This is a genomic window from Vibrio sp. McD22-P3 (genome assembly GCF_021568915.1).
Classification (GTDB): domain Bacteria; phylum Pseudomonadota; class Gammaproteobacteria; order Enterobacterales; family Vibrionaceae; genus Vibrio; species Vibrio mediterranei.
The window spans coordinates 22,524-43,793 of record NZ_JAKGTN010000001.1; the positions used below are offsets into that span (position 1 = coordinate 22,524).

A 21,270-nucleotide genomic window follows, 5' to 3' on the forward strand; every position below is an offset into this window, starting at 1 on the left:
GCACACAAAAATAACAGCCAATTAACTTTCTCAAGGAAAATTATGTCTGCTCAAAACATTGACGGGAAACTTATTTCTCAAACCGTACGCTCTGAAGTCGCTGCTCGTGTTAAAGCGAGAACGGATGCAGGGTTAAGAGCGCCGGGACTGGCGGTCGTTTTAGTCGGTGAAGATCCTGCGTCACAGGTTTATGTGGGTAGTAAGCGCCGTGCTTGTGAGGAAGTTGGTTTTGTTTCCAAATCCTTCGACCTGCCAGCAAATGCCAGTGAAGCTCAACTACTCGCTCTCGTTGATGAGTTAAACGAAGACCCAGAAGTCGATGGCATTTTGGTTCAGTTGCCTCTACCGGCTGGAATCGATACTACACACGTTTTGGAACGTATTACTCCAGAAAAAGATGTTGATGGATTCCATCCATATAATGTCGGCCGTCTAGCGCAACGTATCCCCAAGCTACGCTCATGTACGCCTAAAGGCATTATTACGCTGCTAGACCGTTACAATATACCAACAAGAGGCAAGCACGCCGTTATCGTTGGTGCGTCTAACATTGTTGGTCGTCCAATGACATTAGAATTGCTACTTGCCGGGTGCACCACCACCACGTGTCATCGTTTCACCAAAGATCTTGAAAGCCATGTGCGTCAAGCTGATATCGTTGTCGTAGCCGTGGGTAAACCAAACTTTGTCCCAGGTAATTGGATCAAGAAAGGAGCTGTTGTAGTCGATGTAGGTATCAACCGCTTAGAGAACGGTACCTTGGTGGGTGACGTAGAATATGATGTGGCAAGAGAGAATGCTAGCTTCATTACCCCTGTCCCTGGTGGTGTCGGCCCTATGACGGTTGCTAGCTTGATTGAAAATACGATGATTGCCTGCGAACAGTTCCACACTGCAAAAAAATAATCGGTTGTTCGATTTCTAAAAAAGGACTGACGTCAGAGACGCCAGTCCTTTTTATTTAATCCATAGCAATACGATCTGCAAGATGACTCACAGCGAGGGCGAAGTAATATGAGCGATTCCACTTCATCAGGACATTGTAATTGTTATATACCAAGTACACGCGGCCATTTTCGTCATCGGGCATAATAAGCCATGCTTTGATATCTTCGTCCAACTGAGGCAGTGGTCGACCATCGTAACGAGTGACACCGAGCTTACTCCACTCCTTAAGATACTTACCTTTTTCAGCTTCACGCCCTTGTAAATCGGGTGAAATACCATGTGGTACTTTGACCTGACGACCCCAAGTATATTTATCGTCCCAACCAGATTTCGCTAGGTAATTCGCTGTCGAGGCAAACACATCGGCTTCACTATCCCAAATGTCTTTTTTCCCGTCGCCATTACCGTCAGCGGCAAAGTTCAAAAACGAACTCGGCATGAACTGGCTTTGACCCATTGCACCCGCCCATGAACCTTTCATATCATCGGGAGCAATATGCCCTTGTTGAAGAATCGTTAATGCCGCTAGTGCTTCTTTACGGAAGAAGGCTTCACGGCGTCCTTCATAAGCTAACGTCGATAAGGCATCGATTACACGATAATTACCAGTAAAGCGTCCGAAATTACTTTCTACGCCCCAAAGCGCGACAATAAACCTTGGTTGAACACCGTATTCATCACCGATACGTTTTAGCTCAGCATAATACTTGTTGTGCAATTCTTTGGCCTGCTTCACTTTCCAATCAGGCACCGCTCTTGGAATATATTCGTCCAGCGTTAGCTTCTTTTCAGGTTGGTTACGGTCAGCAGTGACAGCTCTCGGCTTATACTCGACACCTTTAAATGCCTCTGTCAGAATTTGTTCAGAGATACCTTGTTGGCGAGCTTCTTCTTTAAGCCCAGCAACGTACTCTTCAAACGTTCCTTTCTCTTGCGCAAATGCGCTCGTGGCTAGGCTTGCTCCTAGCATAACTGACAATAATCTCTTCACCGTGCCCTCCCCTGAGCATCTAGGCTATTTTTGCTGAGCTTTTTGCTCTTTATATTTCTCTAATAGATTTTCTGGTGGTGGAGGTAGCTGTAAGAAAAAGCCCTCATTCTCAATAGAAGCTTTTACTTTCTCTACATCCACTTGAGCCAGTGTACGTTTTGCAAGGTTGACCACCATGACCATAGTTGGTTTTCCAAACATCTGCATCAGCGCATCTGGAACTGGTGAAAAGTCATCCTTCTTGGCGATGTATAGGTACGCCCCTTCCTTTTTCGTGCTTTTATAGATAGAACAAAGCATTGATATATCTCTTTTTGTCGCCAATCTTCTCATCCGGAAGAAAGTATTTGGTTAGTTTATGGAAAATTGAGAGTTAATTATCCATTTGAGCGCAAGATAGCTTGCTGTATGTAGTGTTGAAATATAACATGATTATCCTATTTAAAAAGCAATGTCATTGGCACAAGGATTTGATCAGCAATGTCTCAATCCCCAGATCTGAAAGGCAGTAGCTTCACCTTATCGGTGTTGCATCTTTCTGACAACGATGTTTCTAAAGCAGTTCATTTTTTGCAAGAAAAAGTCTCACAAGCACCGACATTTTTTGCATCGGCTCCTGTGGTTCTAAACATCAGTAAAGTTGACGGCGATATCAACTTCCTAGACCTAAAACTTGGCGTAGAAGAACTTGGTATGATCCCAGTAGGTATCACCGGTTGCCAAGATAAACGCACTCAAAATCTCGCTATTGAAGCTGGCTTTGCTGTGATGACCGCAAGTAAAGCCCCTTCTCAAGCACCCGCGAAGATGGAACCGACTATGATAGTCCGAACCCCAGTGCGTTCCGGTCAACAAATCTATGCAAAAAACAGAGACCTTGTGGTGTTAAATCATGTGAGTGCAGGTGCTGAAGTAATAGCTGACGGTACCATCCATATCCATGGCACGCTTAGAGGACGCGCGATTGCCGGAGCTAGTGGCTCCAGTGAAGCTAAGATCCTATGTAACGACTTACAAGCTGAGCTGGTTTCTATCGCAGGAAATTACTGGCTCAGCGATCAAATTGAACGTGAATATTGGGGCAAAAAGGTAATGTTTGGTATGACCAACGACCAACTCGATTTCGAAATCCTCACGATATAATAATTTTAAGGAAAACAGATAATGGCACGCATTATTGTTGTAACGTCAGGTAAAGGCGGCGTTGGCAAAACCACTTCCAGTGCAGCAATCGCTTCTGGCCTTGCCCTTAAAGGCAAGAAAACCGCAGTCATCGACTTTGATATCGGTTTGCGTAACCTAGACTTGATCATGGGCTGTGAACGTCGCGTCGTTTACGACTTTGTTAACGTGATCAACGGTGAAGCGACACTAAACCAAGCACTCATCAAAGATAAGCGTTCTGACAACCTGTTCATCCTGCCTGCATCACAAACTCGCGATAAAGACGCACTGACTAAAGAAGGCGTTCGTCGAGTGTTAGATGACCTCGATGAAATGGGCTTTGACTTTGTTATCTGTGACTCACCGGCAGGTATCGAGCAAGGCGCATTAATGGCGCTGTATTTTGCCGATGAAGCCATTGTTACCACAAACCCAGAAGTTTCTTCAGTACGTGACTCTGACCGTATCCTTGGTATCTTGGACTCTAAATCACGTCGAGCAGAAGAGAGCTTAGAACCAGTTAAGCAACATCTACTACTGACACGCTATAACCCAGCTCGTGTGACACAAGGTGAAATGCTGTCTGTCGAAGATGTGGAGGAGATTCTGCACATCTCTCTACTTGGAGTGATTCCAGAAAGCCAAGCGGTTCTTAATGCTTCGAACAAAGGCGTCCCTGTCATTTTTGACGATGAATCAGATGCAGGTCTTGCTTACGCAGATACAGTAAATCGCCTACTTGGTGAACAAGTTGATTTCCGCTTCTTAACGGAGCAGAAGAAAGGTATCTTCAAACGTCTATTCGGGGGTTAATTCATGTCATTACTCGAGTTTTTCCGCCCGCAAAAAAAGAGCTCCGCGAACTTAGCGAAAGAGCGCCTGCAAATTATCGTAGCAGAGCGTCGCAGTGAAGGTTCACCTTCGCCATCGTATCTGCCGCAATTGAAAGAAGACATTCTTAAAGTTATCGCCAAATACGTTGAAGTTGATCCATCCATGGTGGACTTGTCGTTTGAGCACAAAGACGATGACATCTCGGTGCTAGAACTAAACGTTCAGCTACCAGAAGATGAAAAGTAAGTGAATAACAAATAGAAAAATGGCCCGCAACTGCGAGCCATTTTTTTAATCCATAACTTTATCTAAGTTTTGACCGAACAACTCCAGTCGCCACCCTTGCATCACATCTGGCAACCTTGCCGGATCTCGGTCGTACTTCCATATCCATGAAAGGTACTGATTAAGTTGCTTTTTAGATGCTAAAAACTCAGTCGCTAAGCCACTATGCTGCGCCGCTTTTTTCACTTCATCTTTGAGTTTCTTAAAGACCTGTTTGTAACCCGGAAAATCCATTAGGCGCTCGATTTTATCTGGGTACTCTTCTTCTGGCGTTTGTTGGGCGCGTTTGACAATAGCAGCAATGCGCTCACCATGACGACGAATAGCACGTGGATCCACGCCCTCTTCTTCCATCTGCTTAGGCTTCTTAAGCGCAAAGCGCGCAATGCTCCACAGCTCTTGCTCTTTGATGACGAAGTTTAGTGCAAGGTCACGCTTGAGTGCTTCATTCATTCGCCACGTGGCTAAAGGTTTGAGAATGGCCAATTGCTTGCGCTTCAATTGCCAGGCACCTTTAATGTCGAGATAAGCACTGTCTGGATTTGGCGTTTTACCACGTTTTTGCATTAACAAGTCAGATTCTTGCTGTGCGGCATCCCACCAATCCTTTGCTTCCACTTGAGCAAACAGTTTGAAATACAGAGGCCATAGGTAATAAACATCAGCCGCTGCATAATCCAGTTGCTTATCTGTCAGTGGACGCGCAACCCAATCAGCTCGGGATTCACTCTTATCGAGCTCTACACCAAGGTATTCGTCAACCAATGCAGCAAACCCCGTCGATAGTCCGTGACCTAAGAAGGCTGCCATGATTTGCGTATCGACCATTGGGAATGGCATGCATCCGAAACTGTTGACGAACACTTCCAAATCTTCTCCGCAGGCATGGAGGACTTTGAGTACCGAGGCATCTTGAAGCAGTTCAATAAAAGGGGTGAAATCACTAATAGTCAACGGATCGATAAGTGACAGCTGCTCACCATCGTATAGCTGGATGAGACCCAGTTTAGGGTAGAAGGTACGGATACGTACAAACTCGGTATCCAACATGACTACATCGGATTCACGAGCCTTGTTACATACCGACTCTAGTTCGGCCAACTCGGTTACTATTTGATATTCCACTCAGTCTCTCTTAAAAAAACAATGCCAGCTTTGAGGGCTGGCATTCTAGCATTGATTGTAATTAAAGGTTAACGTTAAACCGTTTTTTCTGAGGTTTTGGTCAACTTGGCGTCGTTCTCTTCACGAAGTACACGGCGCAAAATCTTACCCACATTGGTCTTTGGCAAGTCCTCTCTAAACTCCACGCGCTTAGGAATCTTATAGCCTGTTAAGTGCTTACGACAGTGTTCAATGATCTCTTCTTTAGTTAATGAAGAGTCTTTCTTAACTACAAACACTTTCACAATCTCACCGGATGCTTCGTTGGCCTCACCGATTGCCGCCACTTCAAGCACCTTATCATTCAATGCAATCACATCTTCGATCTCGTTTGGATAAACGTTAAAGCCAGAGACCAAAATCATGTCTTTCTTACGGTCAACGATATGCAAGAAGCCGTCTTCATCGAACTGAACGATATCTCCAGTCGATAACCAACCCTCTTGGTTGATAACTTCTTTCGTTGCTTCTGCACGCTGCCAGTAACCTTGCATCACTTGTGGGCCACGAACTTGCAACTCACCTTTCGAGTCATCCGTCACGGGGTTACCATCTTCATCAACAATGCGCACTTCCGTTGATGGCACTGGCAGACCAATCGAGCCGTTGTATTGCTCTAAATCGTGCGGATAAGCAGCAACAAGAGGAGAACACTCAGTTAGGCCATAACCTTCAAGTAGCAAACAACCAGTGGTCTTTTTCCATTGCTCTGCAACAGCGCGCTGAACGGCCATACCACCACCAACAGACAACCTTAAACCACGGAAATCCAACTCATGGAAGTCTTCGTTATTGATCAGGGCATTAAATAGCGTGTTAACACCAGTAATAGCGGTAAACGGATACTTTTGGAGCTCTTTAACAAACCCTGGAATATCACGTGGGTTGGTGATCAACAGGTTTTGACCGCCCATTTCAATGAACAGTAAACAGTTAACCGTCAACGCAAAAACGTGATACAGCGGCAGCGCTGTCACCACCAGCTCGCGACCTTCATTCAAGACCGGCGCATACATGCCCTTAGCTTGCATCACATTGGCAATCATATTGCGATGAGTCAAAATCGCGCCTTTTGCTACGCCAGTCGTACCACCGGTGTACTGTAAGAACGCAATGTCATCGCCCGTCATAAACGGCTTCACGTATTGCAAGCGGCGGCCTTTATGCAGCGCTTTTCGGAATGAAATTGCACCTGGCAAATCATACTTAGGTACCATACCTTTGACGTATTTCACGACAAAGTCGACTACCGTCCCTTTTGCTCTTGGCAACATTTGGCCAAGGCTGGTTAGTACCACGTGCTTGATTGGCGTGTTCTCGACCACTTGCTCAAGCGTGCTAGCAAAGTTGGAGACGATAACTATAGCTTTAGCATCAGCGTCGTTTAACTGGTGCTCTAGCTCACGCGGTGTATACAGTGGGTTAACGTTTACGGCTATCAAGCCAGCACGTAAGACACCAAACAAGGCAACCGGATATTGCAGCAAGTTAGGCATCATGATCGCGACACGATCACCCTTTTTCAGCTTTAACTCATTTTGTAAGTAAGCTGCAAAAGCGCGACTGCGCTCTTCCAACTTACGAAATGTCATCACCGACCCCATATTAACGAAGGCTGGTTGGTCAGCGAATTTATGTACTGACTGTTCAAACATTTCTACTAAAGAAGGATACTGGTCCGGATTAATCTGTTCCGGCACATCACTTGGGTATCGCGAAAGCCAAGGTTTATCCACAATTATACTCCTTGCGTGTAAGGTCACTCTTTCGTATTCATAGACTGGCAGTTAAATCAGTGTAGAGTTTAAAAACTTGTTAACACTTAGAATCTCTATGAATGTTTTATTATTCCTGCTATTACAACACAGCAGACCAGTTTGCGCACGAAAGACTCAAACACTTGTTTAATTTTTGTTAACTAGTCCAAGTATTAGCTCAAATACCTTTTTTGGCGACTCTAAATGGCAATGGTGATCGCCTTCGACCTTTTCTATCTGAGCATCGACAAGAAGAGATAAGATTTGAGGGTTCTGTAAATAGTGATAACCACGCTGCCCTAAAATCACCAAATGAGGAACAGTAATCGCAGACATAATGGCCTCTGCGTGCTCTTGCGTCATACGATAGACCGACTCACATTTAAGCTTACTGTCATGACGCCAAAACCACTGACCATCGATCAATTGCAGGTCACGTTCAACAATCGGGAGGACTGTTTCTTCCCGCAACTTTGTTGCTCGCATCCTCATTTTGATCGCATCTTGTTTGGATGGAATGGCACGTGGTAATTTTTCTCGCCAATGCTCACGACTTTCAATGCCGTTTCTTAGTCGCTCTGCGCTCTGCTCTGGGGATTCAGATAGAGGGACATGCGCTTCGATTTGAACTAATCCTGCGACTTTTTCAGGAAAGGCCGCACTATAGCAACTCGCGATTAATGCACCAAGTGAATGTCCCACTAGATATACATCAACTGCTTCAAGTTTGAGCAAAATGCGGTGAAGATCATCGATGTAGTCGTGAAAGTTGTAAAAATGGTGCGCAGACTTATGTGTTGAATGACCATGCCCTGGCAAATCAATCGCAATAACTCGCCAAGGTACCTGATGTGCAGCAGCCTGCTCGATTAAAGAGTGGAAACTGGCGGCATTATCCATCCAACCATGAATAAAAACGACCGTCTTAGCGGCCGTTAGTTTGGGGTTCAATTCAAGATAGGCCACGTACCTGTCATCTATCTTGACTGATTTTTCTTCTATTTTTACAAGCAATGCTACTTCACCTCTTTGATAACTCTTCCCTGTGTTGGTCCGTAGTAGAAGTCGTCACAGTAATAACCCCAGCAGGAATGAAAAGAACTTGGGTTACGATTTATGATCAAGCGCTCTTCTACTCGCCAAAGATACTGCCCATATACTTTGATAACAGGAAAGTCCGCTTCGAACTCACCTACTTTGCCACGCTCCACACCACCTTTGTGACCACCAACGGTAATTAAGCGACCACGTGAGTACGTTACAGGATCGACAAATCCATCAACATAAGCAATAAAACGGCCATTGGGTTCTTGGTCTAAGTCAGGCTTACCATACTTATCGATCGGAAGATTGACGATCTCAATGCGAGTTTGACTTGGCAAGTTTTTAACCGTATCAATCACACCACCAAGGCGAACTTCAGTTCCATCCTTAGCATCAACCACCTGTTGATATTGGGAAACAACGTTTTCATTCGTTGTGGCAAGTTGCTCCGGTAAGCTCCCACACGCCGACAACATTATACTCAAACCAATCAGGCTAACGATTTTCGTCACCAAATTCATACTTCTTATCCTTAAATGAAAAATACTCTTATTATCATATAAAAATATCGACACCAAGTAACTGCTCAAGTTCCTCTCGTTTGGCTCGATTCATCACATTCATATAGGCTTCTAATGCTTTTTTGGAGCGTCCTTCCGGTAAATCATATTGGACTTGGGCACGCGCTACGTCAGCGTCTGATAAATGTTTTACCGAATGAGCAACAGCTTGAGCCACTTTAGTGACTTGTGTGGTTTGATTAGTTGCGTTAGTACTTGAGGGCGTCGACGCTTTCGACACAGCCTTATTCGTTTTGGCTTTTTGTGTCTTGCGCTGGTTGGTAAGAGAAGGAAGGCCGTTAATCGAGACCATGAGTTAATTAAGCTAGCGCGTTATTCGCACGCTAGCTTTCTCCCGTTATTCGCGGCCTGGCAGCTTTTTCCAAGCTACCGTATCGCGAAGATAAACTGGACTTGCCTCTTCCGCTGGCACAGTATTACCGCGCTCTAGTTCGAATGTAGCAAGAAATGCGATATCTTGCGCCTGCGGATATTTGACTTCAGAAGCGATGGTATCGATAGCCAATGTGTTCATTGTGTCCGCGTAAGCTTCCCAACCCGTTCCAGCTTGCGTCCACTGCATGCCATCAGCAGACAGATTCTCCACTAAGATGCTCGGTGGGATCACTTGTTCTTGGTCAACGTCTTGCCAATCGCCATTGTCTAGCTGTTCGAAACGCCCCCAATACACCTCGTTCATGCGTGCATCGATAGCACTAGCCACACGAGTAGCACCATTCATACGATATGAGCCTTGCGCCATTGCTTTAAGTGTTGAAATTCCAATCATTGGTAAGTCGGCACCAAACCCTAGCCCTTGAGCAATCCCGATACAAATACGCACACCCGTAAAACTGCCCGGACCACGTGCAAACGCCAAGGCATCCAGTTCTGCAAGTGTCAATCCCGCCTCTTTTAGCAGCTCGTCGACCATAGGAAGTACTTTCTTCGTATGATCGCGAGGAGCAAGTTCACTGCGAGTATGAATCGTATCACCAACCAACAGAGCCACTGAGCAGTTCTCTGTTGCAGTATCGATAGCTAGAATTTTATAAGTCATTTATTTCTCAATTTTTTCTTCTTTAGCATCCGACTCTGTGTCGAGTGCTAGAAACTGTCTTATCGTTCCAAGGTCGCGTGTTCGAGGAATAGGCGGCAAGCTGGCTAAGAACGTCGCACCATACTCTCTGGTCACCAATCGATTGTCGCAAATAATCAATGCGCCACGATCTTTCTGATCTCGAATCAATCGGCCCACACCTTGTTTTAACGTAATTACGGCATCAGGCAGTTGTACCTGTTGGAACGGGTCACCACCTTGTAATTTACAATCTTCGATCCGTGCTTTGAGCAGTGGATCATCAGGGGCTGTAAACGGTAATTTGTCGATGATAACACAGCTCAGCGTATCACCTCTAACATCTATTCCTTCCCAAAATGCCCCTGTCGCCACCAGCAAAGCGTTACCAAGTTCCATAAACTCTGCGAGCGTTTTTTGTTTGCTGGTTTCACCTTGAAGTAATACGGGCAGTGACAAGCTTTCACGAAACTTTTCACCCAGCTCGCGCATCATGCTGTGTGAGGTGCATAGGAAAAAGCAGCGCCCTTGGTTTTCTTCAATGACCGGAGACAACATGTTCACTAGCTTTTGAGCTAATCCTTGGCTATTTGGTTCAGGCAAATAACGTGGTACACACAATCTAGCCTGAGTGGGATAATCAAACGGACTTGGTAGAGAAAACTGCTGCTTCGGAATCAGACCTAATCGAGAGGTAAAGTGACCAAAGTCATCGGAAACCGCTAAAGTTGCAGAGGTAAAAATCCATGCACCGCCCTTCATCTCCACTTGCTCATGGAACTTATCGGCAACGGTTAACGGGGTGATATGCAGACTAAAATGACGAGGCGACGTATCGTACCAATAGGAGTAACCGGTAATAGTGACATCGCACACTCGTTCAATACGACCTTTAATAAGATTAGCCCGCTCAAATGCGGTATCTAATAGCTGACTTCGACCTAAAGCGAGTTTAAGTACATCAATCACCAAGTTGATGGCATCCAGCAGTCGGTCTAATTCGCGTTTGATACTTGGTGAGGCAACAGCATCGCGCCAGTTTCCCCTAAAACCTGTATCGCCTAGCACAATACGCATATCCATCGCTGATTGGGAGAGTCTATCACCTGCTTTTTGCAATTGACGCATGTCTCTGGCTTCAGTGCGATAACCGATCTCAATATCTTTCGCGAGATCTTGGATCTGACGGCTTGAAATAGATTGCCCGAAATACTGACTGGCAATATCTGGTATTTGGTGTGCTTCATCAAAGATAAACACTTCCGCTTCTGGAATCAGCTCCCCAAAGCCAGTCTCCTTGATAGCAAGATCCGCCATAAATAAGTGGTGGTTTACCACCACGACATCAGAGTCCAACGCTCGCTTACGAGCCTTCAATACAAAGCAATCTTGGTAGCTTGGACACTCTTTGCCTAAGCAGTTGTCATTGGTAGACGTAATGGTGGGTATAATTGGGCTATCTTCAGCAATCGCATCACATTCACCCAAGTCTCCAGACTTGGTTTCTGAGGACCAAGATCGCACTTTGACCAACTGTGACAACAAATCCGTTTGCGTTTCTGTGGTGTGACTTTCCACCATTTGGCGGCTCAATCTATCTAAACACAAATAGTTGGAACGACCTTTTAACAACGAAACTTGCCCATGAAAACCTAACGCTTCAACCATCAAGGGTAAATCACGATGGAAAAGCTGTTCTTGTAAGTTTTTCGATCCGGTACTGATAATGGTTTTCTTACCGCTTAACAGCGCAGGGACTAAATAAGCAAAGGTTTTGCCAGTACCCGTACCCGCTTCCACCACAAGCTGGTCTTCATTATGAATAGCTTGTTCAACGGCATCGGCCATATCAAGTTGTGGTTGTCTGGGCTGAAAACCGGGGATAACCCTTCCCAATGCGCCATCAGAGGCGAACGCCTTTTTAATTGTTCGTGAAACCATTTATTGTTGAAACCACTGATTGCCGCTACCTAATATTAATCGGCCTAGTGTATACCTAATCGCTTGGCAGTTGAAAATTGAATTGAGCGCTCTTGCTCGTAGAACAGAGAATAAGAGCGCTTAAACCAGGGAAGAATTTAAAGTGGCTAGTGCTTATTCAGGTAACGTGTAAGCCATCCTGGGGCGATGACATTGTCCGATTGCTTTAATTGTTCTGCTGCTTGTGAAGGCGAGACTTTACTGTTCCAAAGCTCATCAAGCTCATGCTGCTCAATGGCCGAATCTCCAACCAATTCTGAGACTCTTTGGTCGTAGAGTTTGCGCGCGAGTAGTTCTTTATCCATAACACTCTCCTAAAGCCAAATTGAGGATGCTCCAACAAATCGAGACAAGCCGGAATGCCGTCGTGGCGGACTTCTTTTGTTGAAACCTTGCCCAGAATAGATTAATAATGTTGATTAGATTGCGTACTACCTCAACAAACGCACCATTTTAAATCCTCAAATTCGTAAATTTAGATTCACATCAATATGTTGTGCTCCTTCCGGACCATAAATATCGAGTTTCAGAATAACGAAGAGGTCAAAGTTTAAATTTCACGGAAGCAGTAAATCATGGAAAAGAAAACGTTATTGACGCATTGCAACGATGCGCCTGGTCTCATTTCAAAAATCACCAACATTTGTTACAAGCACCAGCTGAACATTATTCACAACAATGAATTTGTAGATAACACCAGTGGTCACTTCTTTATGCGCACTGAGTTGGAAGGTTACTTCAACGATGAAACCTTTTTAGCGGATTTAGACCAAGCACTCCCACAAGGCACAAAACGTAAGTTAGTCGATTCATCACGTAAGCGCATCGTTATTCTGGTCACCAAAGAAGCGCACTGCCTAGGTGATATCCTGATGAAAAACTTTGATGGTAGTCTAGATGTAGAGATCGCCGCAGTCATCGGTAATTACGATATACTTCAAGGACTAACCGAGAAGTTTGATATCCCATACCACTGCGTTTCTCATGACGGACTAAGCCGAGAGGAGCATGAAACGAAAATGTTGGAAGTGATCGACCAATATGAGGCCGATTATTTGGTGCTGGCAAAATATATGCGCGTTCTAACGCCAACGTTCGTGGAACAATATCATCATAAAATCATCAACATTCACCACAGTTTCTTGCCTGCATTTATCGGCGCTAAACCATACCAGCAAGCGTATGATCGCGGCGTGAAGATTATCGGCGCGACAGCCCATTTCGTCACCAATGATCTGGATGAAGGCCCAATCATCAAACAAGACGTTATCCCTGTGGATCACAACTTTAGTGCCGCAGACATGGCTCAAGCTGGACGAGATGTTGAGAAAAACGTACTTTCCAAAGCGTTAAACAAGGTCATTAATGACCATGTGTTTGTTTACGGCAATAAGACCGTCATTCTGTAGCCTTTATAACTCGCTACCATGGTTGAATCACCATGAGCAATGGTAGCGAGTGACTTTCGCTAACTCTAATCAGATAGACGCAGACTCGGTTTATTCAGGTACTAGCGTTAATTTGAGTAACGATCCCCTTTCGAATAGTCCACCTGATAGCCCAAGTCATCTAATAGACCTAATGTCACTGGTCCAATCAAAGTACCATTTGCCATCAACTCTTGACTCATGTCTGGTACTGGAACGCCATTTTTATCGTAGCGCTTTTTGTCTTCACTCCACTTTGAGTCATATAAATGGCCACCATCGTCACTTATTGGCAGTTCGCGATAGTTTACCTGATATTGTCGATTAAACCGTTTCACCGCTTGGCTATCTTTGACTAAAAACACTTTACCCAGTTGTCCGTCATGACGCGTATAGTCGGTAGAATACGCCCCCACCCCGAACACATGACCCATTTCGTGCAGAATATTGGCGTTGAATTCAACTTGATCAAATCCAGGCTCATAGGTATGGCTGCCGATAAAGACCGACCCTTTTGTAGGAATCAGACGCCAACTGATATCAATTTCATCTTCAGGCCCCGCCATGCCATTGGCATCTTCGAGCGGTACCACATAGAAGTTAATGTCTAGTGTATGTTTGTCAGCGCCATCGACGGCGGTAAGCACTTCAAGCCATCGCTTAGCCGCGCGCTCATAAGGAGCTATGTAAGATTTGCTCCATGGTGCTTTTTTACCATCATCAAGAACTAGTTGATTGCAAAAATGTAGATTGAGATCGAGGCGACCGTTAGAGACTTGTCGACTCGTGCTGGTTTCACAGGTGGGATTATCAATATCAAAACCAGCGGCGGAGGTTAGAAAAGAGGTGCTTGATAGGAGCAGCACTACTCCCCATTTATTTATCGTAGCTGTTATCACTTGCCGTTTCCTTACAGACTAGGTTTACAGCTACAAGTTTAGTCGTTGACGATAAATTGATCGGTAAGAGCCTGTCGAGGCTTTGTGAAGTTAGCCCTTATTCAGGTAATGATATTTCACTTAATGTCATTACCCGAATAACTATAACTCACACCATTTTACTCTAGATATCGGCTTGCTCAGAAGCAACAATGTTTTTTAGGCTATGCGGATGAAGTTTGACGCAGATGTTATCGTGCTTAAATGCCACCGTCGGGTTAGCTAAGCGCTCTCCTTCGCCTTTTGGACTGGATAGCTTCATTTTAATGTTAAGAGCATCCAACTGCTCCATACGATGAGCCAACGCTGGAAAAATGATACATAAATCAGCTAAATATTCGTCCGCTGTTGTTGCCTTTGAAGGCACAACGAACTCAACGTGCTCCCAGTGTTCAATAGGGTGTGTCTTCCCTATTGCTGGATAAGGCAATTCCAGACATTCAATCGACCAACCACGACTTGTTATTCCTTGGTCAAATTGCAAAACGATAATTGGACGACCGTTTATGTTCGCCTCAGAAATGACCTTGCCATATTCTAGCCACGCGGTATGAGCCGCTTTCGCCACGTCCGAATCATTGATTCGCAAAGCAATATGATCGGCTTGGTAATCTGCTAAATCTATAGATAACTTGCTGCATAATGCCTGAACTTTATCGAGAAAGGCATCAGTTTCACTCAACATTTGAGAAGGTACTAGACCTTTTTGTAGCAGGGTTTGTTCCATTTTTTAGCGCTCACTTTGTACTTCAAACGCCAGATAGTAGCAGGATTCGGCCAGAATCAGAAAAAATACAAACTTCCCCTCTAGGTCACTGGCGTTAAAGTTGCTATTATGTGCGCCAAATTGCCACAGTTTCATGAACAACATGAAATCCAATTCCAAGAATTGAAGGAAACGCGTGTGAATATCCAAGCACTGATCAACGACAAAGTATCTCAGGCTCTAGAAGCCGCTGGCGCACCTGCAGGCAGTCCTGCTGCTGTTCGCCAATCTGCGAAACCACAGTTTGGTGACTACCAAGCAAATGGCGTAATGGGCGTTGCTAAGAAATTGGGTACAAATCCACGAGAATTCGCACAGAAAGTTCTGGACGTTTTGGACCTAGATGGAATTGCAAGCAAAACTGAAATTGCTGGTCCTGGCTTTATTAACATCTTCCTAAGCGAAGAATTTCTTGCAAAGCAAGCTGACGAAGCACTGACGGATGCACGCCTAGGTGTGGCTTCTCAAGAGCAACAAACCATCGTTGCTGACTACTCTGCACCAAACGTAGCAAAAGAAATGCACGTTGGTCATCTTCGTTCAACCATCATCGGTGATGCGGTTGTTCGTACTCTAGAGTTTTTGGGTCATAACGTTATCCGTGCTAACCACATCGGTGACTGGGGTACTCAGTTCGGTATGCTTATCGCTAACCTAGAGCGCGTTCAACAAGAGTCTGGTGAAGTTTCAATGGAACTCTCTGACCTTGAAGCTTTCTACCGCGAATCTAAAAAGCTGTATGACGAAGATGCTGAATTTGCAGAGCGCGCACGTGGCTACGTAGTGAAACTGCAAGGTGGCGATGAGTTCTGCGCTGAAATGTGGAAGAAGCTTGTTGACGTTACTATGATCCAGAACCAACGCAACTACGATCGCCTAAATGTATCGTTAACGCGTGACGATGTGATGGGTGAGAGTATGTATAACGACATGCTACCTGGCATTGTGCAAGACCTGAAAGAAAAAGGTCTAGCAGTTGAAGATGACGGCGCACAAGTGGTATTCCTTGACGAATACAAGAATAAAGATGGCGAGCCAATGGGTGTTATCATCCAAAAACGTGATGGCGGCTTCCTATACACCACAACTGACATCGCTTGTGCGAAATATCGCTACGAGAAGCTTGGTGCAGACCGCGTTCTTTACTTCATCGATTCACGTCAGCACCAACACCTACAGCAAGCTTGGACTATCGTTCGCAAAGCAGGTTATGTACCAGAATCAACCAGCCTTGAGCACCATGCATTTGGTATGATGCTAGGTAAAGATGGGCGTCCGTTCAAGACTCGCGCAGGCGGTACGGTTCGCCTTGCTGATCTTCTAGACGAAGCAGTAGAGCGCGCTACAGCGTTAATCGAGTCGAAAAACCCAGAGCTAGATGCTGAAGAGAAAGCAAATATCGCTAACACGGTAGCAATGGCAGCGGTTAAGTATGCAGACCTTTCTAAGCACCGTACTACAGACTACGTGTTTGATTGGGACAACATGCTAGCGTTTGAAGGTAACACTGCTCCTTACATGCAGTACGCTTACACTCGTGTAGCGTCTATCTTTGCAAAAGCTGGCGTATCAATGGACGAGCTTTCTGGTGACATTAAGATCACTGATGAGAAAGAGAAAGCGTTAGTTGCTAAACTACTGCAATTCGAGGAAGCCGTACAATCTGTTGCTCGTGAAGGTCAGCCTCACATTATGTGTAGCTACTTATTTGAGCTTGCAGGTCAATTCTCTAGCTTCTACGAAGCATGTCCAATTCTAATTGCTGAAGATGAAAGCGTTAAGCAAAGCCGCCTAAAACTCGCGGCATTAACAGCGAAGACTATCCAGCAAGGTCTAGAACTGCTTGGTATCGAAACGCTAGAACGCATGTAATTACCACTCCGTAAATGGTAATGAATACACAAAGGTTGACGTGAAAGCGTCAACCTTTTGTTTTATCTGACGTATACTAAGTCCCTCATTATGACAACGGAATTAACACCATGAGCTTTGAACTGCACCCTCAACTCGCCAAAGACACTACTGTCATCGGTCACTTTCCACTTTGCGTTGCCCTCCTGAGCAAGGACAGTGCAGTTCCTTGGGTAATCTTGGTTCCGAAGCGTGAAAACTTAAAAGAACTTCATCACTTACCAATGAAGGAACAGCAGCAATTTTTGCTAGAGTCTCAAGCCGTCGCTCAAGCACTCGAAGCGACTTTTCGACCTGACAAGCTCAACCTTGGCGCATTAGGAAATATGGTGCCGCAACTGCATATCCATCATATTGCTCGATTCAAAGACGACATCGCGTGGCCAGGTCCTGTATGGGGCAATACCAAAGGCGAGCAACGCAGCGATGAAGAACAAGCGGACATCATGACACGCATCGGTAATGTCCTTTCCTTAAGCAGCTTGTTTACACGCGGTTAATGTCGCCCTTTTAACAGCGAGTGACCATTGGCCTACCTACCCAAGATCTCCGCTCGAATAAAGATCTTGGGTACTATTACGTATTCGTAATAATCTTTAAAAAAATCCTATTATTATCACGAATCCAATTTCTCTATAAACTTGCCCCATTGAAATATAGGAGCAAGTCATGACCAAAAGATTATTAGTTCAATTCCGTTATGTCAGCTGGATTGCCATCATTGGCTCTATGGCTGGCTCTGTCTTATTGTTCCTAATTGGTGCCACAAAGACTTACAATGCGTTTGGTGTGTTCTTGTTGAACGCCGAGCCACCTTCCGAATTACTGCACCTAGACCGCGCAGATATAGCCATCAGCTACCTTATTAAATCTTTGGATACCTTCTTAGTCGCTTTAGTGCTGTTTATTTTTTCACATGGGGTGTACACCTTATTTATCAAGAATAAAACCTCCGAAGAGACAGATTCAACTCTGAGCTGGATTAAAACACCAAACATCGGTCACTTAAAAAACAAACTGGCCGAGGTCATTATCATCATCCTCTTCGTCAAGTTTCTTGAACTGGTGTTGATCAACTTTAACCAACTTCAGTGGGAAATGCTGGTCTTGCCAAGTGCAATTGTTTTGCTAAGTGGTGGCCTCAAGTTATTAGGTCTCAATCAACATAAATAAAAAAAGCCGCCCTAATTGGGCGGCTATTTATATAATGACTCAATCACGTTTTACATAGTAACGGTAATCGATAAACCATCGTTACGATTCATGGCATAACGCACACGCGTCACTTGATCGGATTTATTGGTATCAAGCATGCGTGATACTGTGCCCTTACGAATCCATACGGACAACATCGCATCAACACCATCTTCACTGAGCGAGAACTTCTTAGCAATCTCATGACGACTCGCGCCAGGATGCATTTCAATGAATGATTTTAACTCTGTAAGAATCATGCAGTTTGCGCCTCTAGTGCACTCTGTTTTCGGCCTTCGCTTTGCAGTAGCTTGAACACCAGTACACACACTAACAGAATGGCAGCGATCCAAGCAGCACTGGTCATAGGATGAGCCGTGAAATGAGTAACCTGGTAGTACAGCGTTGCACTTCCGTAGGCTAGACCCATTGTCCATACCGCAATAAAGCGTGCGTATTTTTGACCGAACTCTTTAACGTAAGCACCCATTGCTGCAACACATGGTGTGTAAAGCAAGATAAAGATCAAGTAAGCAAACGCTGCATTGCCAGTGACAAAGTAGCCTTTTAGGTTACCAAAAATTGATGTATCTACGGCCTGCTCTTCAGCTACGGCAGAGGAATCAGTAAGGTCACCAACATCGACACCTAGAGGATCTGAGTAGCTAAGACCAGCTAGATTCGCCGGAATAGATTCAACCGCTTCTTGTAGGCTGCCCATCAAATCATATTCACTTTCTTCACCTTCACTCGAAGTGTAAAGGCTATTGAGTGTACCAACGACCGCTTCCTTCGCAAAAATACCAGTGATAATACCCACCGTTGCTGGCCAGTTATCTTGCTGTACACCCATAGGTGCAAAGATTGGAGTAACCACTTGAGCTGCTTTCGACAGTACTGAGTTTTCGCTATCTTCATTACCGAATGAGCCGTCTGTACCAACAGAATTTAGAAAGCTCAAGATAGTCACAACTACTACGATAGTTTTACCTGCACCCAATACAAAGCGCTTCAGTTTCTGCCATGTTTTGATCATGACGTTTTGGAAGGTTGGCAGCTCATAGTCTGGCATTTCCATAACTAAGCTATCACTCGAGCCTGGGTAGATGGTGTGCTTAAGTACTAAACCTGTAAACACTGCCGCGACAATACCAAGGATGTACAAAGCGAATACCACATTTTGACCGCTTTCCGGGAAGAAAGCCGCTGCAAACAAGGCATACACAGGAAGGCGGGCACCACACGACATAAATGGTGCCATGGATGCGGCGAGTTTGCGCTCACGCTCTTGATCTAGGGTACGTGTTGCCATAATGGAAGGCACGTTACAGCCAAAACCTAAAACCAGTGGGACGAATGCTTTGCCCGGTAGACCGATTTTTTGCATGACTTTATCTAGCACGAACGCGGCACGAGACATGTAACCAGAGCTCTCAAGAACGGCCAAGAAAAGGTACAGAGCTGCAATCACTGGGATAAAGGTAGCTACCGTTTGAATACCACCACCGACACCGTCAGCAATAAGCGTTACAAGCCAAACAGGTAAGTGTCCATCCAGTAGATAGTGTCCACCATCAACCAGCAACGCACCGACACCAATGTCAAAGAAGTCGATAAATGCGCTACCAATGTTAATGGAGAACATAAACATTAGGTACATCACCACAAAGAAGAATGGCACACCCACCCATTTGTTCAGAATAAGTGCGTCTACTTTTTCAGTGAAGCTGCGGCTTAGCTTACCTTCACTACGGCGAAGTTTCTTACATTGTTCATGCAGGAATGTGTATTTGGTATCAGCAACCTGTAGATCGATATCAAGTTGAGTTTGCTTGCCAGCCAGTTCAATGTCGTCACGCTGCTCTGATGTCAATGAGTTCAACACCATCACATCTTTTTCTAATGCACGAATCGCTAGTGCTCGCGAATTAACCGTTTCTCCAGCAAAAACAGGTTCCACTTTCGCAATAGCCTGCTCCATCTCTGCACCATAATTAATGGCAAGCGCGTCAAGAGTAAGACCTTGAACAACGGTTTTGTGTAGACGTTCTTTTAGGTTTCTTACTTGGTCTTTATCCGTCGCAGATAATGTCATCACCGGACAGCCAAGCGCTTTCTCAAGCCCGGCAATATCTAATTTTACTCGTTCACGCTTCAACGCATCCATCTTGTTAAGTACAACTACCATAGGGCGACCCAGCTCACGTAGCTGGAGCGTCATATACAAGCTGCGCTCTAAACTGGTAGCATCAACAACGTTAATGATAAGATCAGCAGGATGAGTCAGGACAGCGCGAGAAGCTATCGATTCATCAATACTGTTACCATCATTGCCACTATCTAACGCGTAGATCCCCGGCAAGTCTGTAAGTTGAAAGTCATCACCCGCGTGATGATATTGACCAGTTTTCTTTTCTACCGTGACACCAGCCCAGTTACCAACTTGTTGCTTAGCACCTGTAAGTCCATTGAATAAGGTCGTTTTACCGCTGTTTGGGTTACCGACTGTCAGAATGGTGTAGTTCATTACACTGACTCCACTTCTATCGCTTGCGCTATGTTATTGCGAACAGCCAAAGAGACGCCACGAACCTCAATTTGCAGAGGGTCACCCATTGGAGCTCGACGAATAACTTTAACTTCGGTATTAGGTAATAATCCCATTACCATCAGTTTTTTACGGACATCATTCGATAGTCCTGTCAGTGCAGTGATTTTTCCACTGCTTCCGATATTCAAATCAGCAAGTTTCATTAAATCCACCCAAACTATGATTGGTAATGAGAAATATTAACATTAACAATAATTTTATATTTAAAAACTAAGGTTTCGCATTGCGCTAAATCAATTTTAGCGCCAACGCAACTGCAATATTTGTCAAAATGTTTCCGTCAATTACGTCAATTTCTGAAAATAAACCCAACTTTCATGACGAGAAGATGACTAGCAAAAAGATAAATAAAAATAAAATCACTAAATATCAACACCTTACAATAAATACAAAACAATGGCGTAATACTCATAATAAGTTGCCGTTTTTTTTATAAGGAAAATAAGTGGAACTGCTTATAGTAAATCCCAACAGAGCAAACCTGCTCCTGTTAATCGAAATTCCAGAGGTGATGTGGGTAACCGCATCACTCCGGCAGCAAGCGAAGGTGTCATTGGCACTCGCGGTATGGTCCCCCGGCTATGCCGCGAATTTTTTTTCTTACTCGTCTCTCAAACT

At 44.8% G+C, this 21,270-nt stretch carries 24 protein-coding genes; 8 read left to right on the forward strand and 16 right to left on the reverse strand.

What is annotated here, in order from left to right:
• Window positions 1-42 precede the first annotated feature (42 nt).
• Window positions 43-906 (forward strand): bifunctional methylenetetrahydrofolate dehydrogenase/methenyltetrahydrofolate cyclohydrolase FolD, encoded by an 864-nt coding sequence (gene folD / locus L2W36_RS00135; RefSeq protein WP_038225364.1) that lies wholly within the window; start codon window positions 43-45, stop codon window positions 904-906.
• 55 nt (window positions 907-961) lie between these two features.
• Here the strand turns inward: folD and L2W36_RS00140 are convergent, their stop codons facing one another.
• Both L2W36_RS00140 and L2W36_RS00145 read right to left on the reverse strand, forming a co-directional pair.
• Window positions 962-1,939 (reverse strand): lytic murein transglycosylase, encoded by a 978-nt coding sequence (locus L2W36_RS00140; RefSeq protein ID WP_031494242.1) that lies wholly within the window; start codon window positions 1,937-1,939, stop codon window positions 962-964.
• Between the two features lie 24 nt (window positions 1,940-1,963).
• A complete protein-coding gene (locus L2W36_RS00145; RefSeq protein ID WP_006075752.1) occupies window positions 1,964-2,239 on the reverse strand; it encodes a YcgL domain-containing protein in 276 nt (91 codons plus the stop codon).
• 180 nt (window positions 2,240-2,419) lie between these two features.
• Here L2W36_RS00145 and minC point away from each other — a divergent pair, with 180 nt between their 5' ends.
• Genes minC through minE form a run of 3 tightly spaced genes read left to right on the forward strand, consistent with a single transcriptional unit; the run spans window position 2,420 to window position 4,183 of the window.
• Window positions 2,420-3,082 carry a septum site-determining protein MinC gene (minC, locus tag L2W36_RS00150; RefSeq protein WP_031494241.1) on the forward strand — a complete coding sequence of 221 codons (663 nt, stop codon included), beginning with the start codon at window positions 2,420-2,422 and terminating at the stop codon, window positions 3,080-3,082.
• Between the two features lie 21 nt (window positions 3,083-3,103).
• A complete protein-coding gene (gene minD, locus L2W36_RS00155) occupies window positions 3,104-3,916 on the forward strand; it encodes a septum site-determining protein MinD (RefSeq protein ID WP_062463132.1) in 813 nt (270 codons plus the stop codon).
• Window positions 3,917-3,919: 3 nt separating this feature from the next.
• Window positions 3,920-4,183, forward strand: coding sequence for a cell division topological specificity factor MinE (minE, locus tag L2W36_RS00160; protein ID WP_031494240.1), 264 nt, complete (start codon window positions 3,920-3,922; stop codon window positions 4,181-4,183).
• A 45-nt stretch (window positions 4,184-4,228) separates the two neighbouring features.
• Here the strand turns inward: minE and rnd are convergent, their stop codons facing one another.
• The 8 genes from rnd to L2W36_RS00200 form a co-directional block, all read right to left on the reverse strand.
• A complete protein-coding gene (gene rnd / locus L2W36_RS00165; protein ID WP_031494239.1) occupies window positions 4,229-5,347 on the reverse strand; it encodes a ribonuclease D in 1,119 nt (372 codons plus the stop codon).
• Between the two features lie 74 nt (window positions 5,348-5,421).
• Window positions 5,422-7,122 (reverse strand): long-chain-fatty-acid--CoA ligase FadD, encoded by a 1,701-nt coding sequence (fadD, locus tag L2W36_RS00170; protein ID WP_006074292.1) that lies wholly within the window; start codon window positions 7,120-7,122, stop codon window positions 5,422-5,424.
• Window positions 7,123-7,290: 168 nt separating this feature from the next.
• On the reverse strand, window positions 7,291-8,157 hold the full coding sequence (locus L2W36_RS00175) for an alpha/beta fold hydrolase (RefSeq protein ID WP_236109072.1): 867 nt from the start codon (window positions 8,155-8,157) through the stop codon (window positions 7,291-7,293).
• A 2-nt stretch (window positions 8,158-8,159) separates the two neighbouring features.
• Entirely contained in the window at window positions 8,160-8,708 is a 549-nt protein-coding gene (locus tag L2W36_RS00180; RefSeq protein ID WP_006074290.1) for a Slp family lipoprotein, read from the reverse strand.
• Between the two features lie 34 nt (window positions 8,709-8,742).
• On the reverse strand, window positions 8,743-9,060 hold the full coding sequence (locus L2W36_RS00185; protein ID WP_062463120.1) for a hypothetical protein: 318 nt from the start codon (window positions 9,058-9,060) through the stop codon (window positions 8,743-8,745).
• 45 nt (window positions 9,061-9,105) lie between these two features.
• A complete protein-coding gene (gene tsaB / locus L2W36_RS00190) occupies window positions 9,106-9,807 on the reverse strand; it encodes a tRNA (adenosine(37)-N6)-threonylcarbamoyltransferase complex dimerization subunit type 1 TsaB (protein ID WP_096441731.1) in 702 nt (233 codons plus the stop codon).
• A complete protein-coding gene (locus L2W36_RS00195; RefSeq protein ID WP_031494253.1) occupies window positions 9,808-11,766 on the reverse strand; it encodes an ATP-dependent DNA helicase in 1,959 nt (652 codons plus the stop codon). It abuts the gene before it with no gap.
• A 146-nt stretch (window positions 11,767-11,912) separates the two neighbouring features.
• Complete coding sequence (locus tag L2W36_RS00200; protein WP_236109073.1) at window positions 11,913-12,110, reverse strand: hypothetical protein; 198 nt, start codon at window positions 12,108-12,110, stop codon at window positions 11,913-11,915.
• A 270-nt stretch (window positions 12,111-12,380) separates the two neighbouring features.
• Between L2W36_RS00200 and purU the strand changes: the two genes are divergently transcribed.
• Entirely contained in the window at window positions 12,381-13,214 is an 834-nt protein-coding gene (gene purU / locus L2W36_RS00205) for a formyltetrahydrofolate deformylase (RefSeq protein WP_006074285.1), read from the forward strand.
• Window positions 13,215-13,321: 107 nt separating this feature from the next.
• On the opposite strand, the gene L2W36_RS00210 is transcribed toward purU, so the two are convergent.
• The 3 genes from L2W36_RS00210 to L2W36_RS27265 all read right to left on the reverse strand — a co-directional run bounded on the left by L2W36_RS00210 (window position 13,322) and on the right by L2W36_RS27265 (window position 15,032).
• Window positions 13,322-14,131: a hypothetical protein gene (locus L2W36_RS00210; RefSeq protein WP_096441733.1), complete on the reverse strand. Its 810-nt coding sequence runs from the start codon at window positions 14,129-14,131 to the stop codon at window positions 13,322-13,324.
• Window positions 14,132-14,294: 163 nt separating this feature from the next.
• Window positions 14,295-14,897 carry a VOC family protein gene (locus L2W36_RS00215; RefSeq protein ID WP_236109074.1) on the reverse strand — a complete coding sequence of 201 codons (603 nt, stop codon included), beginning with the start codon at window positions 14,895-14,897 and terminating at the stop codon, window positions 14,295-14,297.
• A gap of 3 nt (window positions 14,898-14,900) precedes the next feature.
• Window positions 14,901-15,032, reverse strand: a complete 132-nt coding sequence (locus tag L2W36_RS27265) for a hypothetical protein (RefSeq protein ID WP_268980605.1) — start codon at window positions 15,030-15,032, stop codon at window positions 14,901-14,903.
• A gap of 42 nt (window positions 15,033-15,074) precedes the next feature.
• On the opposite strand from L2W36_RS27265, the gene argS reads away from it, so the two are divergent.
• The 3 genes from argS to L2W36_RS00230 all read left to right on the forward strand — a co-directional run bounded on the left by argS (window position 15,075) and on the right by L2W36_RS00230 (window position 18,020).
• Complete coding sequence (gene argS, locus L2W36_RS00220; protein ID WP_006074282.1) at window positions 15,075-16,808, forward strand: arginine--tRNA ligase; 1,734 nt, start codon at window positions 15,075-15,077, stop codon at window positions 16,806-16,808.
• A 110-nt stretch (window positions 16,809-16,918) separates the two neighbouring features.
• The gene (locus L2W36_RS00225) at window positions 16,919-17,347 is read left to right on the forward strand and encodes an HIT family protein (RefSeq protein WP_038225377.1); all 429 of its coding nucleotides are present in this window, start codon (window positions 16,919-16,921) and stop codon (window positions 17,345-17,347) included.
• A gap of 169 nt (window positions 17,348-17,516) precedes the next feature.
• Window positions 17,517-18,020: a YqhA family protein gene (locus L2W36_RS00230; RefSeq protein WP_006074280.1), complete on the forward strand. Its 504-nt coding sequence runs from the start codon at window positions 17,517-17,519 to the stop codon at window positions 18,018-18,020.
• A 50-nt stretch (window positions 18,021-18,070) separates the two neighbouring features.
• On the opposite strand, the gene L2W36_RS00235 is transcribed toward L2W36_RS00230, so the two are convergent.
• Genes L2W36_RS00235 through L2W36_RS00245 form a run of 3 tightly spaced genes read right to left on the reverse strand, consistent with a single transcriptional unit; the run spans window position 18,071 to window position 20,795 of the window.
• Window positions 18,071-18,301, reverse strand: coding sequence for a FeoC-like transcriptional regulator (locus L2W36_RS00235; protein WP_236109075.1), 231 nt, complete (start codon window positions 18,299-18,301; stop codon window positions 18,071-18,073).
• Entirely contained in the window at window positions 18,298-20,568 is a 2,271-nt protein-coding gene (gene feoB, locus L2W36_RS00240) for a Fe(2+) transporter permease subunit FeoB (RefSeq protein WP_236109076.1), read from the reverse strand. The genes L2W36_RS00235 and feoB overlap by 4 nt, the downstream gene beginning before the upstream one ends.
• Window positions 20,568-20,795 (reverse strand): FeoA family protein, encoded by a 228-nt coding sequence (locus L2W36_RS00245; protein WP_006074277.1) that lies wholly within the window; start codon window positions 20,793-20,795, stop codon window positions 20,568-20,570. The genes feoB and L2W36_RS00245 overlap by 1 nt, the downstream gene beginning before the upstream one ends.
• Window positions 20,796-21,270: the final 475 nt, after the last annotated feature.